Here is a 14720-nt window from a genome sequence, read left to right as displayed (position 1 = left end):
AACGGGTTTGTTTCTCTAAAAGAGCAAAAGCCTTGATAGTTGATAACCTATCAGGGCTTTTTTTGTTTGGGTAACACTTTACTCAGTTTGGGAAATTGCATTTTATTTTTGGATTGGTTCACTATGGGCTTTGCTCTTCACGCACAATCAAAGTAAGATTGCGAATGTTTTTTACCCGATACTTTACCCCTTTGCGCTTGCTGGGCAAGGCAAAACCTATCTGAATATCAAGCAGTTGTATACCTTTAGGCAAATCGCGGTGATAATAATGACGATCAGATATTTGGGTAATGATAAACCCTTCAATATCAAACTGTTCTATTACCATTTTCTCTACCTCTTCTTCGGTAAAATTGGTGGTATTCATCAACTCTTCCATAAGCCATTTACGCAGTTTTTTTACGCCTGTAAAAATCTGGCATTTTTTTATAAAAACAATGGATCACCAAGTAAAATTAGTGATAAGTAATGAGGTACGCTATAGAGCTTATTATTTCAAAAAATTGATCGTATAATTTCCTTCAACAGTTCTTACCTTAGCTTAAGCATGACCAATGTAAGTACGGCAAGTATAACACCCACTACCCAAAAGCGGGTCACAATTTTGGCTTCGTGATACCCTTTTTTCTGGAAGTGATGGTGCAAAGGAGCCATCAGGAAGACGCGCTTTCCTTCGCCAAACCTCTTTTTGGTATATTTAAAATAACTTACCTGAATAATCACCGAAAGGTTTTCGGCTAAGAAAATACCGCACATCAAAGGAATCAACAGCTCTTTGCGTACCGACAAGGCAAGCACTGCAATGATACCCCCCAGCGAAAGGCTGCCCGTGTCGCCCATAAACACCTGGGCAGGGTAAGAGTTGTACCACAAAAAACCAATGCAGGCTCCCATCAGTGCCGAACAAAAAATCACTAGTTCACCCGAATTGGGAATATACATAATGCCCAAATATTTAGAAAAGATCGCATTGCCCGATACATAGGCAAAGATAGCAAGTGTAACCGCTATAATTACCGAAGTGCCCGCAGCAAGCCCATCTACCCCATCGGTAATATTGGCACCGTTAGACACAAACGTGATGATAAATATAGCTACCATCACATACAAGACCCAAGTAAGGCTTTTGGGCAAAAACGGAATGATTTTGCCGTAGTCTAGTTCGTTGTTTTTAAAGAAAGGCACATTTACGGCGGTAGACTTTACGTCTTTGTAACGATCTTGGTAGCCATCTACAGGTACCGATGCGTTGTACTCTTGCGCAGCAGGATTGTAATACTGACGAACTTTTACATTTTCGTTAAAGTAAAGCACCAAGCCTACAATCAAGCCCAACCCTACTTGCCCAAAAATTTTATACTGTCCCTTGATTCCCCGATCGCCTACCAACCAGTTTCTTTTCTTTTTTATCAACTTGGTGTAGTCATCCAAAAAACCAATGAAACCTAGCCAAAGCGTAGAAATCAACAGCAAAATAACATACACATTGTCCAAACGGGCAAACAACAGCGTAGGAATTACGATAGAGCCAATAATGATAAGCCCTCCCATAGTAGGTGTTCCTTGCTTGCTATCTTCACCAGGCAAACCCAATACCCTGCTTTGCTCCTTTACCTGCATTTTTTTGAGCAGGTTGATAAGGCGTCTGCCAAAAATTGCCCCGATCAGCAAGGAGATCATAATGGTCATGCTTGCCCGAAATGAGATATATTTGAACAAAGTAGCGCCCGGAAACTGGTAATTGCTTTCTAAGTAATCGAATAAGTAGTATAACATTGAGTTTGCTTGTAGTTTAGATGTTGTTTCTCCGCAAAGGGTATTTTTTGTTGAAAATCTACCTATATATACCTGCCAGGTTTTATAGTATAGGCAGTTGAAATTTAATATTTGCGTCAAGTATTTTAAAACCTATAATAAAGAGAAGTCTACCCATACCTGCCAGGTTTTGAAAACCTGGCAGGTATAAAAAGCTGTTTTATTAAACACGTTATTTTATTGCAAAAATGTTTTAAGCACCAAGCGATCGTCAAACGGGTGGCGTACCCCTGCAATCTCCTGGTAAGTTTCGTGCCCTTTGCCTGCCACCAAAATAATGTCTTGCTTTTGGGCTAGCTCACAGGCTTTTCTGATGGCATCCTTTCGGCTTGCAATCAGCGAGGTTTTAGGCTCATCATCAATAGACACCCCCTGCTGCATGTCTTCCAGTATCTGCATAGGCGGCTCATTTCGCGGGTTGTCTGAGGTAAAAATAACCAAGTCGCTGTATTGGCAGGCAATCTGAGCCATGACAGGGCGTTTACTGGCGTCGCGGTTGCCCCCACACCCCACTACCGTAATAATTTTTTGTCCGCTTTGGCGTAATTCAAAAATGGTTTGTAATACATTTTCCAAGGCATCGGGGGTATGCGAGTAGTCAACCACCCCAGTAGCGCCCGATTCGCCAATAATCTTCTCAAACCTGCCCGGAACCGATGGCAAACCCGACAGCAAAGTAAGCGTTTCGGTGGTATCTTCGCCCAAAAGTACCGCAATGGCATAAATGCCCAACAAGTTGTAAGCGTTAAAATAGCCAATCATCTGAAACCATACTTCTACATCATCTATCTCCATAAACAAGCCCTGTAACGTGCTCTCTACCACCCTTGCCTTAAAGTCGGCAAATTGCTTGAGAGCAAAAGTGCGTTGGGTCTTGGCAACCGTATTTTGCAGCATTACCATGCCCCGTTTATCATCTGCATTTACCAAAGCAAAAGCCGTAGGTGGTAGTTGATCAAAAAACTGTTTTTTGGCATTGATATAATTGGCAAAAGTTTCGTGAAAGTCTAAATGATCGTGCGAAATATTGGTAAAAGCCGCTCCTGTAAAATGCAACCCAGCAATGCGCTCTTGTACCACGGCATGCGAACTTACCTCCATAAAGCAATGGGTACAACCTGCTTTTACCATTTCGGCAATCAGGCGATTGAGTTCCAGTGGGTCGGGCGTAGTAAGCCGGGCAGGTAAGGCAGTATCGTCAATGTAGTTTTGAATGGTAGACAATAACCCCACCCGATAACCAAATTTACGAAACAATTGGTGTAACAAGGTGACGGTAGTAGTTTTACCATTGGTACCTGTAATGCCTACCAGCTTGAGTTTTTTCGAGGGATGGTCATAATAATTAGACGCCAGCCAGCCCAAGGCTTTGGCGCTATTGGCTACTTGAATATAAGTGGCAGCATCGTTCAGGTTTTTGGGCAATGTTTCGCATACTACTACTTTGGCGCCCAAGGCTACTGCTTGTACAATGTATTGGTGTCCGTCTGCCTGTGTGCCTTTTACTGCCACAAACAAGTCGTTGGCTTGTACCTTACGAGAGTCAAAATGAATATTTTCAATAGATTCAGGAGCATTTCCTGTGGTTTGGATAACTTCTATGTGATGGAGTAATTCTTTTAAATTAGTCATTGCCTGTCATTCTTCTAATAGTGTTTTACCTCATGAGTTACTGAGTAGTATTGTCAAGGTAAAATTTATTGCAAGGTAAGAGAAAAAATGGCAGATTGTAAAGCTGGCTTTAGGTTTTTTTATATAAGATAAGACGAAAGTCAGACAAGGCTGGATAAAATCATTATCAAACTTTTTTACCTGGGCGGTAACGGTCAAACTCTCCCAATTGCCACAAATACAACTTACCCTTTAGTTTTATCAACCTCACCGCTTGCTGAAAGCTTGCCTTAGGTTATTGTGGCTGATAAACTACGCCAATGAGCACGCCATTTTTATAAGTTGGCACTAAATTATACTCATCTTTTTTCAGGCAAAACTCAATATCTTCGTCCCTACCCAGGCGCTGCAAACGGTTAAAGTGCAAACCTTCTTTCAAAAATTCCTCCATATTGGTTTCGTGGGTTTGGTAAAGGCTTTGTACGGCTACTGCCGAATCGTTTGCCAGCTCGGTTTCGTTTGCCAACAAATGTGCCACCGCTCCCGCAAAAAGGCTGTCTTCGGTATTGATGCGCCCCTTCCATCCGGCACAAAGCAGTAAAATATCCTGGCTTTGGGCACGCAGATATGCTACCACCGCCGACATATTAATAAATGCGCCAATAATAATTTCGTGCGCTGCTACAGATTTGGTAATTGCCAGCGTTCCGTTGCTGGTAGTCATGGCCAGCTGCTGCCCCGAATAGTCGTGCTTAAGATAGTTGAGCGGAGAGTTTCCCAAATCAAAACCACCCGGCTTTTTGCCATTGCGTTCGGCAGCCGTCAGGTAGCCTTTTTCTTTCAATGCTGAGCATTCTTTGAGTGTAGCCACAGGAGTAATACGACTGATGCCATTGGCAAGTGCCGATACCATGGTAGTGGTTGCTCTGAATACGTCGATGACTACTACCACCTTGCCTTCCAGCGAATAATGCTGTAATAAGTCGGGGGTAAGACAAACTTCTAATTGTTTCATTGTATTTATTCTCAGTTGTTAGCTTTTAGCCACAAGTAAAGCAGGTTTAGGTTTACCTGTAGTTTGTGCAGGAGTTATAAATGTTGATATTTTATATACAAAAACTCCCCCTTAAGAAAAATGAAGGGGGAGTTTTTGATTTATTGTCCAAAGCTTATCGCCTAAATAAACGGCAACTTAATCACCTCTGCCTTAAGCTGTTTGTTGCGTACCTGCACCATTATTTCGTTGCCTGGTTTGCTTAATTCTTTGGTGACATACCCCAAGCCAATGCCAATGTTAAGCGAAGGAGACATAGAACCAGAAGTTACCCTGCCTATGTTTTTGCCATCGGTGTTCAGCAATTCGTAACCGTGGCGCGGAATACCCTTGTCTACCATCTTAAAAGCTACCAATTTGCGTTTTACACCTTCTTCTTTCTGTTTTTTAAGCGCTTCAGAGTTTACAAAATCTTTGGTAAATTTAGTCACCCAACCCAGACCAGCCTCTAGTGGAGAGGTAGTATCATCTATGTCGTTGCCATACAAACAATAACCCTTTTCGAGACGCAAAGTGTCGCGTGCTCCCAAGCCAATGGCCTGAATGTGGTAGTCTTTGCCTGCTTCAAATATTTTGTTCCAAATGGTTTCAGCGTGCTCATTAGGAATATATAGTTCTACACCGCCCAAGCCAGTGTAGCCAGTTGCCGAGATAATAATGTCGGGCACACCAGCAAAAGTAGCTTTCTCAAAAGTGTAAAACTTCATATCGTCTAGTTTTACGTCGGTAAGCGACTGTAGGGCTTGAGTGGCTTTAGGACCTTGCACCGCAAGCATAGAGGTTTGGTCAGACAAATTGGTCATCTCTACCCCATAAGTATTGTATTTGCTTATCCAGTCCCAGTCTTTTTGTACATTAGAGGCGTTTACTACCAGGTAATATTCATTCTCGGCAATCATATAAATCACCAAATCATCTATAATACCGCCTTGTTCGTTGGGTAGGCAAGAGTATTGCACCCTACCAGGGTAAAGCTTAGAAGCATCGTTTGACGATACTTTTTGGATAAGGTCTAGCGCTCCTTCACCTTTGAGCAAAAATTCGCCCATGTGCGATACATCAAACACTCCTACGTTTTCGCGCACCGCAAAGTGTTCTTCTTTGTCTGAAGTATAACGAACGGGCATAGAGTAACCGGCAAACTCTACCATTTTACCCCCTAAAGCTACGTGAATGTCGTTGAGGGCAGTTTGTTTTAAATCGGTGGTTTTTAAATCCATAATTATATAAAAGCTAAAGGAGTTTGATTCAATAAATGTCCAGTTTTGGCAAGAGTACCCTCAACAGGTGAAGAGCGGCACCGCGAAAACGAACAGTTATTACGATCAGGTTCCAAAATGTCAATTCTTTCACTGAAAAATAGAAACACCCACACCCTGTCAAGGCGAAATACTCTTTAGTCGTGTGTTTCGGTCTCAATTTTAGGGCTTTTTTTGTTGGAAACCAACCACAGATAAATTTCTGCTCAGATGTGGGTAATTTTGTGTAAAAAAATGGGGAGAGATTTTTATATTTTTGCTGGATTATTGGAAATTTTCAAAACTTCGCTGGCAGGCGACATAACTTATGACTGGCAGGTGTTGGTCTGGCTAAAGCCTTAAGACCAACACGGGGAAGTGGTTGTTTGAATTGAATTGTCTACTTTCGCTGGCTTAAGGCGTAGCGTAACTTAAGCCTGTTGATAATTGAAAGTTTGTAACTTCCTTGCTCCTAAAAGAACAAAATAGACAGGCAAAAAAATCCCTGTCTTTGATCAAAACAGGGATTTATTGAATTTATTCGTTTGCAATTGCAAACTTGTCGCTTGCAGCTAATCACTTATCACTACTCTTTTGCTTCGTCTGTAATCATAATCGCCGGAATCTGTTTTTGTGCTACCAAGTTGTTGAACTTAGGCACCTCCTGACTGATGACCCTTTTCAGTTTATTAAGCTGCACATTAATTTTAGCTGTAAGATCTTTTTTTACCTGCATCAAACCACGGGTAGGTCTACTATCGGCAAAACCAGCATAAGTGGCCAAGGTACTTAGCTTGTTGTTTAGGCGAATGGGGTAGTTCAAGGGATCTTGTCGGCTACGGTTTTGGGTTTGATACAAAGCCTTCTCTATAGCGCTTATCTTCTTGATCATTGCCTTGCCCATTTCCTTGACATCCTTCATTTTGGCGTTGTCACCCAGGCGAGCCATTACCCCACCAATGTCTTTTTTCATCTTGCGAATTTGCTTGATTGCCTGGTGGGTTTCGGTGAGTTTGTCACGTACTTCTATCAAAAACTTAAACTGTGCTTCAAGATCGGCTTGCGATGCCTCAATGCGTGGGTCTTTGACAATGTCAAATTCTTGCGTTTGGGTTTTGCCTGCGGCCGTTAAACGCACCTTATACTTGCCTGGCACAGCCTTTGGGCCTTTGGTACCACCAAACCATAACACCATCCCCTTGAAGCGTTCGGCACCCTCATAGCGCATATTCCAGCGGAAGCTGTTACTTCCTTTTTTTGCCTTGAGTTTTCTTAAGGTGATCCCATTTTCTTTGCGTGGCTTTTTACTCTTATTTTTTTGCGTAGTATACTTAGCAATCAACTTACCGTTGCCATCCATCAACTCTAGCGTTACAGGTTGGTCTTTGCCCGGTTTATCTTTAAGGTAATAGCGAATGCTCACCCCACGCGAAGCCCCACCGCTGTAAGCATTGCTTGGCTTGAACAAATAAGTGGTGCTTTTCTTTACCTCATCGTTGAACTGGTGCAAAGGAGTTACATCGTCTAGAATCCAAAAAGCACGCCCTTGAGTAGCCGCAATCAAATCGTTGTTTTTGATGGCAAGGTCAGTAATAGGCACCTGAGGCAAGTTAAGCTGCAACGATTTCCAATTAGCCCCATCGTCCAGCGACATATACACCCCATACTCAGTGCCAGCATACAGCAAACCTTTGCGTTTGGGGTCAGCCCTTAGCACCCTGGTAAAATGGTTGCCCTTGATTCCGTTGGTAATTTTCTTCCAGGTTTTGCCATAGTCAGTAGTTACATACAAGTAAGGTTTAAAATCGTCTAACTTGTAGCGCGTGCCCGCAATATAGCAACCACCCTTGATGGTGGGGTGAGGTTCTACACTGTTGATCATCATCCATTCAGGCATTCCTTTAGGCGTTACATTTTTCCAGGTTTTGCCCCCGTCACGACTCACGTGCATCAAACCATCGTCTGAACCTGCCCATAACAGCCCCTTTTCGTAAGGCGATTCGCAAGCCGCAAAAATAGTCCCGTAATATTCTACACTGGTGTTGTCTTTGGTAATAGGTCCTCCCGACGATTTCATCTTGGTGGTATCGTTTCGAGTCAAGTCGCCACTTATTTTTGTCCAGCTATGCCCCCCATCGGTCGTTTTAAACAATACTTGAGCAGCAGCGTACAAGGTTTTGGCATCATGCGGAGAAAAGAAAATAGGGAAATTCCATTGAAAGCGGTATTTCAAGTCTTTGGCGCCCCAGCCCATAGGATTGTCTGGGTACACATCTACCGATTTGAACTGCTTGGTTTTGTGGTTCATCTTGATCAAAAAACCGTCATAAGAACCACCATAGACAATGTCATTATTGGTAGGGTCAGCCACAATGTGTCCACTTTCGCCCCCAGCGGTGCTTTCCCAGGCGCGGATGTTGCCAGGGCGTGCTGTGCTCAATATTCTGATGGCGCTGTTGTCTTGTTGTCCAGCATATAGTCGGTAAGGATAGTGATTGTCAACTGATACTCTGTAAAACTGCGCAGTGGGCTGGTTCATATAAGTAGACCAACTTGCCCCGTGGTTTTTAGACACTTGCGCCCCTCCGTCATCTGCCACAATCAGGTGCTGGTTATTATCAGGCGAAATCCACAAGTCGTGATGGTCGCCGTGAGGTGTTTTAATAGACTGGTAGGTTTTGCCCCCGTCCTTTGAGCGATGAAAACGAACATTGACCACATACACCATGTCCAGGTCTTTGGTATCGGCATAAATGCGGCTATAGTACCAGGCACGTTGGCGTAGTTTACGTTCACTGTTTACTTTTATCCAGGTTTTGCCAGCATTGTCAGAGCGAAAAACGCCCCCATTTTTGTGCTCTATAATCGCCCATACCCGATTAGAGTTTACCGGAGATACCGTTACCCCAATCACACCTAACAAGCCTTGGGGCAATCCCTGCGATTTTTTGTGTAAATTTATCCAATTGTTGCCACCATCGGTACTTTTCCACAAGGCAGAACCTTTGCCGCCACTCTCAAGACTATACGGGGTTCGGCGGATGCGCCAGGTACTGGCATATACTACACGAGGGTTGTTAGGGTCAAGTATCAGATCAAAAGCCCCTGCGTTTTCATTGGCAAACAAAATCTTTTTCCAGGTATTGCCTCCATCCTTCGAACGATACACTCCCCGCGCTGGGTTAGGACCAAACAAGTGCCCCAAAGCTGCCACATACACAATGTCAGGGTTTTTTGGGTGGATGCTGATGCGTCCGATATGACGTGACTCCTTCAAGCCCATGTGCTTCCAGGTTTTGCCACCGTCTACCGATTTCCACACTCCATCGCCGTGCGATACATTGCCCCGGACAGTGGTTTCGCCTCCACCTACATAAATCACGTTATTGTCGTATTCGCTTACTGCAATGGCACCTATAGAGCCTCCGAAAAAGCCATCAGAGATGTTTTTCCAGGTAGTACCAGCATCGTTGGTTTTCCATACACCGCCGCCAGTAACTCCCATATAGTACAAGTCAGGCTTGCCCGGTACTCCAGTAACTGCAGCGGCCCTTCCACCTCGGTTAGGACCTATGTTGCGCCATTTCATTGACTTAAAATATTTCTTTACAGTGCTTTCAGGCGTGTTTTTACTATTTTTTTTCTTTCTACGCTGTGCCTCAGCTATGGTACTTATACCAAGGCTCAATGCCAACGTTATACACAATAGATTCCATTTTATTGGGTAGCGTTTACTCATTATGTCGTTGTTTTATAAAACATTCTAATAGGGAATTTAAAATTAGGAATTAAATACTTAAGGCAAGGTTCTTAAGAAATAATTAACAAGTGATGAAGTTTGTCAGGTCAGTAAATAATGTTTTATGTATGTAGCATCTGGAGTACTTAAGGGAAGTAAAGAAAGTTCATCGTTTTTTTCACTTGCAGGAGATTTCGCTTATCTTCGTTTCGCGCGTGCACTTAAAAATCACAAATTAAATAAGCTTGTTTTTCTGAAAAGTAACTGCTTGGATTGGTGATTGTTTGCTGATCAAAACAAGGGGTAATCGATTTCGGAAGAGAGGCTTTATTCTACCCTCAGCTAAGTGTTCTTTTTGTCCATTCCTAAATAAAGTAATATGTGGAATCAATCGATTTATTTAAAAGCCATTGAGTTTGCCGGAGATGCACACATTGCCCAAAAAATACCTGGAAGTAATCGTTCGTATACTACCCACCTGGCAAGGGTAGCTATGGAAGTAATGACTGCCTGGGTACAAAGCCCGGTTAAATTTGACGCAGACTATGCCCTACAATGTGCCCTGTTGCACGATACTATAGAAGATACAAAGGTGACTTATGCACAGGTAGCCAAGGTTTTTGGCCAAGAGGTGGCAGACGGAGTAATGGCGCTTACCAAAAACGACCAGTTGCCAGGCAAAGAAGCACAAATGGAAGATAGTTTGCGGCGCATTTTACGGCAACGTGTCGAAGTACGCATGGTGAAAATGTGTGACAGAATAGATAACCTCAGCGAGCCTCCTTATTATTGGGATTCCCCAAAAAAGCACCGCTACCAACAAGAGGCACGGGTGATATTAAACACTTTGCAAGGGGTAAACCCCTATATCGAGCAACGTTTGCAGGAAAAAATAGACCATTACTCTACTTACATCAACGAAGCATAAAAAGGACTATGGAGCAACAGACATGCTTACTTGTTACCCCTTAGGGATATGTCAAAAATAAATTTACACTCTAAGGGGTGATTTTTCGCCTTGATACTTCGTTATTTTTATTACCCGTAGCGCTGCTATGGGCGCAAAAAATAGCCTCGTCTCAAAACAAAACCTCTACCTCAAGAATGGTAATTTAATTTCTCACCATTCCTTAGGAACGATGCAAAAATAAAGTTCTATAGTTTAAGGAAATATTTTTTGGTCAGGCGAGGTCAAAAAACGCGGCATAGCCATAGCTATGGCAAGTTTTTTAACGAAGCATGTCCAAAAAAGATGAGGTTAAAAATGCGTATTTATTTTCAATACTCCGCAGTGATTTTAGCCAAAGTTGATTACTGATTATCAGTAGGTTATGATTTTAAAAACTATTTAATTGCACGTTTAGACCTAAAACTGAAACCCTTTTAAAAATAAAGTAGGTAAACAACTTTAGTATAAACTACTGATTTACAGGGCTTAATAAGGTAAACATTTACTCGAATCAGCTATGGACTACGGACTAAATACTATGGACTATTGTATTTTGACACCGTTCCTTATAATAAAAAGCCAGGTGTATGCTTACCTGACTATACCGAAGAGTTTTGCGAACGCAGTTTTTTGGCCACTGTTTGGCGGGTTGTACCTGTCAGATCAGCAATATCTTGTTGCGACAAAAGGTTGAACACATTATAAGCGATCCCTCTTTTGTCTGCTACTTCGTGCGAAAGCTCTTTTTGTAGGTTTTCGATGCGGGCTTCAATATTGCCACGGGTCATGTACAGCAAGCGGGTTTCTGCCTTGCTCCATCGGCCTACTACCGTAATATTGAACCACTCAGACACGGTAGGATCATGTACAATTAAGTGTTTGAAAAATTTGAGTTCAAATACAGAGGTTTTAGCACCACTGATGGCTTGCGCAAACTCAAAAAACGGCACGTCTTCGCCCAGGTAATTTAAGTTACCAAAAGTTTCGCCGGGGGTTAGAATATCATAAATTACTTTTTCGCCATTGTTGGCATAGCTCCCTATTTTTACCACCCCTGATTCTATCAAATAAATATAGTTTTGAGGAGAATTGGGCAAATAAACATATTCCCCTTTTTCAAACTCTTTGAGTTTTACCTTATCGTCGATATCATACTTAGCAGAAGTAATAAGGTAGTTGTACAATGAAAAATCCTGTGTTAGAGCCATAGTTTATCAGACATGCTTTGAGTCATACTAATGAGTTAACTTTACTACGAAATATAATGAGTTTGTGCGACTGCCTTGGTTTGCTTATTCATAGGTAGTTCTACCAATGATGCTGCGCCCCAAGGTTATTTCGTCGGTATACTCCAGTTCGCTACCAATGGGTACCCCTCTGGCAATGGTGCTTATTTTAATTTGATGTTCCCGGAGCTTTTTAGTAAGATAAAAAGTAGTGGTGTCGCCTTCCATGGTAGGGCTAAGTGCAAATATCACTTCCTTAATTTCTGACTTGGCCACTCTTTCCAGCAAAGATGTAATGTGTAAGTCGATGGGTGAGACTCCTTCCATAGGGGAAATAACCCCTCCCAATACATGATAGAGTCCCTGGTATTGGGCAGTATTTTCTATTGCCAACACATCTTGTGAGTCTTCTACCACACATAACAATGTACGGTCGCGTTTGTTGCTGCTACAAATGTTGCAGGTGGGGGTGTCAGAAATGTGGTGGCACTGGTTACAATACACAATGTCGCGGCGTAATTTCAGGAGTGTGTCGGTCAGTGCAACCGTTGATTTTTCATCTTGCTTAAGCAAATGAAAAACTAATCGCAAAGCAGTTTTTTTGCCTATGCCAGGCAACCCGGCGATCTGGTCTACTGCATCTTCGATTAGTTTAGAAGAAAATATCATAAAGTACTTTAAGAAAGTAAACAGAGGTAATGAACAATCATTCAAAAGTAAGTCAATCCAAAGAAAAAACCGACAGGTTTCCCCTAAGTTGTCTTAAAAACCTGTCAGGCTTTTGTCCGCACCTCTGGGTAAGTTTGTATGGACTGGATTACTTTCATAATGATTATTATAAATAACACTTGAATAATAATTGCCTGCTTTTGTGTTGATTTGCCAAAAGCAAGACATTTATTGTAGGGTTGTGTTATTGGTCGTTATACAATTTCAGCCGAGATTCCACGGTCGCAGATAGCGTCACGCATAGGGCGTAGTTTATTGAACTCACCTACTTTTACCGAACATTTGCCTTTGTAATGGATAATCCAGGTACATTGTTCGGCTTGTTCGGGGGTATGGTTACACACTTCAATCAAGGTATTAATTACATGATCAAATGTGTTAATATCGTCATTGAATACTGTAAGTTGACGTTCTTCTACCGTTACAACTTCTTCTTCCAGAAGTTCGAGTTCTTGAGTTTGTGACATGGTTCTTTCGAGTTTTAAACTAAGATTTAGCAAAATTAAAAAAAAATCAGGAGTTTTGGCAGTTGAGATTTAAATAAATTTTTTTGGAAAACTTGTGTAAAAGGCTTATTGACAGTTTTTTTGACAAGTGTTTATGGCTGTTTTTACCCCCAAATTTATGACTCCCGAACTCGTATTTATTGTAGTACTTGCCTATTTTTTGGTGCTGCTGCTCATTTCAGCGATTACTTCCCGCGGCAGCAATTCACAATCTTTTTTTACTGCCGACAAACAATCACCCTGGTATTTGGTGGCGTATGGTATGATCGGTGCTTCGTTGTCGGGGGTTACCTTTATATCGGTGCCAGGCGCCGTGCTTTCCAATCAATTTGCCTATTTTCAAATGGTGCTGGGCTATTTGTTGGGGTATTTTATCATAGGTGCCGTACTTCTACCTTTGTATTATAGACTCAACCTAGTGTCTATTTATGCCTACCTTGAGCAACGATTTGGGTTTTGGTCGTATAAGACAGGTGCTTTTTACTTTTTGCTTTCGCGGACTATAGGCGCTTCATTTCGTTTGTTTTTGGCAGCAATGGTGCTGCAGTTGGGTCTATTTGAGGCTTGGGGAGTAGCTTTTTGGCAAACCACCATCATTAGCATTGTACTCATCTGGATTTATACTTATCGGGCGGGTATCAAAACCATTGTATGGACAGATACCCTGCAAACTACTTTCTTGCTGTTGGCGGCAGTCGTAAGTATTTATCTCATGAAAGAAGACCTGCAGTGGAGCTATAGTACTCTGGCGCAAAAAATAGACAAGAGTTCCTTTTCAAAAATATTTTTCTGGGAAACCAATTCTCCTAAATATTTTTTCAAGCAGTTTTTTGCGGGTGCTTCTATTGCAGTAGTCATGACGGGGCTAGACCAGGATATGATGCAGAAAAACTTGACTTGTCGCAGCCTCAAAGATGCCCAAAAAAACGTTTTTTGGTTTAGCATCGTCTTAGTCATTGTCAACTTCATCTTTTTGTCTCTGGGAGCCTTGCTGTATGTGTATGCTGCCGAAAAAGGCATTCAGTTGCCCACCCAAACCGACAAAGTATTTCCTTTTCTTGCTTTCAATCATTTTGGTTTATTTGCTGGTATTTGTTTTTTACTGGGCATCATTGCGGCCACTTATTCCAGCGCCGATTCGGCACTCACTGCTTTGACTACCTCTTTTTGTGTAGATTTTCTCGACGCTGACAAGAAAGAAGAAGCCACCCGCCAGCGAATGATTCGACGAGTGCACATCGTTTTTTCGGGGGTATTGGTAGTAGTGATTGTATTGTTTAAAGCCATTCAAGATGCTCACCCTGAGAGCAACGTTATTGGTAGCTTGTTTACTGCGGCGGGTTATACTTACGGACCTTTGCTGGGTTTGTTTACCTTTGGTATGCTCACCAAAACCGCAGTAAAAGACCGTTGGGTTCCTTTGGTATGTATAGCATCTCCGGTGCTGTCTTACGTTCTTAACCTTTATTCACCCGTTTGGTTCAATGGTTTTAAATTTGGTTTTGAAATACTCATTGTCAATGGCATCATTACCTTTGTAGGCCTTTGGTTGTTGTCTAAGGGTAAATCAGAATAGCGAATTACGGGTTAGGCAATTACGAATTGGTCAATTACAAATTACGAATTACGAATTGGGCGAAGCCATTCATAATTTAGTCCAGAGTCGGGAGTCAGTAGACCATAGTTTTTTAGTGTCACTTTGCGCCAATTCGTGATTTAGTCCAGAGTCGGGAGTCAGTAGACCAGAGTTTTTTAGCCTCGCTTTGCGCCAATTCGTAATTTAGTCCGGAGTTGGTAGTCGGTAGCCCCCACAGGCATTGCCTGATCTTCAGGCAACTACCTGATCTAGCGTT

Annotated in this window: 11 protein-coding genes; 2 read left to right on the top strand and 9 right to left on the bottom strand. The window is 42.2% G+C overall.

Annotated elements, in window-relative coordinates:
* Positions 1–121: 121 nt before the first annotated feature.
* The 6 genes from Q0954_RS16685 to Q0954_RS16660 all read right to left on the bottom strand — a co-directional run bounded on the left by Q0954_RS16685 (position 122) and on the right by Q0954_RS16660 (position 9457).
* Complete coding sequence (locus Q0954_RS16685) at positions 122–379, bottom strand: hypothetical protein (RefSeq protein WP_299458632.1); 258 nt, start codon at positions 377–379, stop codon at positions 122–124.
* A gap of 152 nt (positions 380–531) precedes the next feature.
* The gene (gene mraY, locus Q0954_RS16680) at positions 532–1776 is read right to left on the bottom strand and encodes a phospho-N-acetylmuramoyl-pentapeptide-transferase (protein ID WP_299458631.1); all 1245 of its coding nucleotides are present in this window, start codon (positions 1774–1776) and stop codon (positions 532–534) included.
* A gap of 216 nt (positions 1777–1992) precedes the next feature.
* Positions 1993–3447, bottom strand: a complete 1455-nt coding sequence (locus Q0954_RS16675; protein ID WP_299458630.1) for a UDP-N-acetylmuramoyl-L-alanyl-D-glutamate--2,6-diaminopimelate ligase — start codon at positions 3445–3447, stop codon at positions 1993–1995.
* Positions 3448–3721: 274 nt separating this feature from the next.
* Positions 3722–4441, bottom strand: coding sequence for a 2-phosphosulfolactate phosphatase (locus Q0954_RS16670; protein ID WP_299458629.1), 720 nt, complete (start codon positions 4439–4441; stop codon positions 3722–3724).
* A gap of 161 nt (positions 4442–4602) precedes the next feature.
* Complete coding sequence (gcvT, locus tag Q0954_RS16665) at positions 4603–5700, bottom strand: glycine cleavage system aminomethyltransferase GcvT (protein WP_299458628.1); 1098 nt, start codon at positions 5698–5700, stop codon at positions 4603–4605.
* A 604-nt stretch (positions 5701–6304) separates the two neighbouring features.
* Positions 6305–9457 (bottom strand): glycosyl hydrolase, encoded by a 3153-nt coding sequence (locus tag Q0954_RS16660; protein WP_299458627.1) that lies wholly within the window; start codon positions 9455–9457, stop codon positions 6305–6307.
* A gap of 379 nt (positions 9458–9836) precedes the next feature.
* Between Q0954_RS16660 and Q0954_RS16655 the strand changes: the two genes are divergently transcribed.
* A complete protein-coding gene (locus Q0954_RS16655) occupies positions 9837–10385 on the top strand; it encodes an HD domain-containing protein (protein ID WP_299458626.1) in 549 nt (182 codons plus the stop codon).
* 620 nt (positions 10386–11005) lie between these two features.
* Here the strand turns inward: Q0954_RS16655 and Q0954_RS16650 are convergent.
* The 3 genes from Q0954_RS16650 to Q0954_RS16640 all read right to left on the bottom strand — a co-directional run bounded on the left by Q0954_RS16650 (position 11006) and on the right by Q0954_RS16640 (position 12828).
* Positions 11006–11614, bottom strand: coding sequence for a Crp/Fnr family transcriptional regulator (locus Q0954_RS16650; protein ID WP_299458625.1), 609 nt, complete (start codon positions 11612–11614; stop codon positions 11006–11008).
* A gap of 84 nt (positions 11615–11698) precedes the next feature.
* Complete coding sequence (recR, locus tag Q0954_RS16645) at positions 11699–12301, bottom strand: recombination mediator RecR (RefSeq protein WP_299458624.1); 603 nt, start codon at positions 12299–12301, stop codon at positions 11699–11701.
* Between the two features lie 254 nt (positions 12302–12555).
* Entirely contained in the window at positions 12556–12828 is a 273-nt protein-coding gene (locus Q0954_RS16640; protein ID WP_002695523.1) for an ATP-dependent Clp protease adaptor ClpS, read from the bottom strand.
* A 157-nt stretch (positions 12829–12985) separates the two neighbouring features.
* On the opposite strand from Q0954_RS16640, the gene Q0954_RS16635 reads away from it, so the two are divergent.
* Entirely contained in the window at positions 12986–14443 is a 1458-nt protein-coding gene (locus Q0954_RS16635; protein WP_299458623.1) for a sodium:solute symporter, read from the top strand.
* Positions 14444–14720: the final 277 nt, after the last annotated feature.

It is taken from the genome of uncultured Microscilla sp. (genome assembly GCF_947493425.1).
Taxonomy (GTDB): Bacteria; Bacteroidota; Bacteroidia; order Cytophagales; family Microscillaceae; genus Microscilla.
The sequence above is the reverse complement of the archived record's forward strand: the minus strand, read 5'-3'. Positions and strand labels throughout refer to the sequence as shown.

Bases quoted from the DNA above. Each gene is read 5' to 3' on its own strand.
- Q0954_RS16685 (WP_299458632.1), bottom strand. From the start codon at position 379: ATGGAAGAGTTGATGAATACCACCAATTTTACCGAAGAAGAGGTAGAG.
- mraY (WP_299458631.1), bottom strand. From the start codon at position 1,776: ATGTTATACTACTTATTCGATTACTTAGAAAGCAATTACCAGTTTCCG.
- Q0954_RS16675 (WP_299458630.1), bottom strand. From the start codon at position 3,447: ATGACTAATTTAAAAGAATTACTCCATCACATAGAAGTTATCCAAACC.
- Q0954_RS16670 (WP_299458629.1), bottom strand. From the start codon at position 4,441: ATGAAACAATTAGAAGTTTGTCTTACCCCCGACTTATTACAGCATTAT.
- gcvT (WP_299458628.1), bottom strand. From the start codon at position 5,700: ATGGATTTAAAAACCACCGATTTAAAACAAACTGCCCTCAACGACATT.
- Q0954_RS16660 (WP_299458627.1), bottom strand. From the start codon at position 9,457: ATGAGTAAACGCTACCCAATAAAATGGAATCTATTGTGTATAACGTTG.
- Q0954_RS16655 (WP_299458626.1), top strand. From the start codon at position 9,837: ATGTGGAATCAATCGATTTATTTAAAAGCCATTGAGTTTGCCGGAGAT.
- Q0954_RS16650 (WP_299458625.1), bottom strand. From the start codon at position 11,614: ATGGCTCTAACACAGGATTTTTCATTGTACAACTACCTTATTACTTCT.
- recR (WP_299458624.1), bottom strand. From the start codon at position 12,301: ATGATATTTTCTTCTAAACTAATCGAAGATGCAGTAGACCAGATCGCC.
- Q0954_RS16640 (WP_002695523.1), bottom strand. From the start codon at position 12,828: ATGTCACAAACTCAAGAACTCGAACTTCTGGAAGAAGAAGTTGTAACG.
- Q0954_RS16635 (WP_299458623.1), top strand. From the start codon at position 12,986: ATGACTCCCGAACTCGTATTTATTGTAGTACTTGCCTATTTTTTGGTG.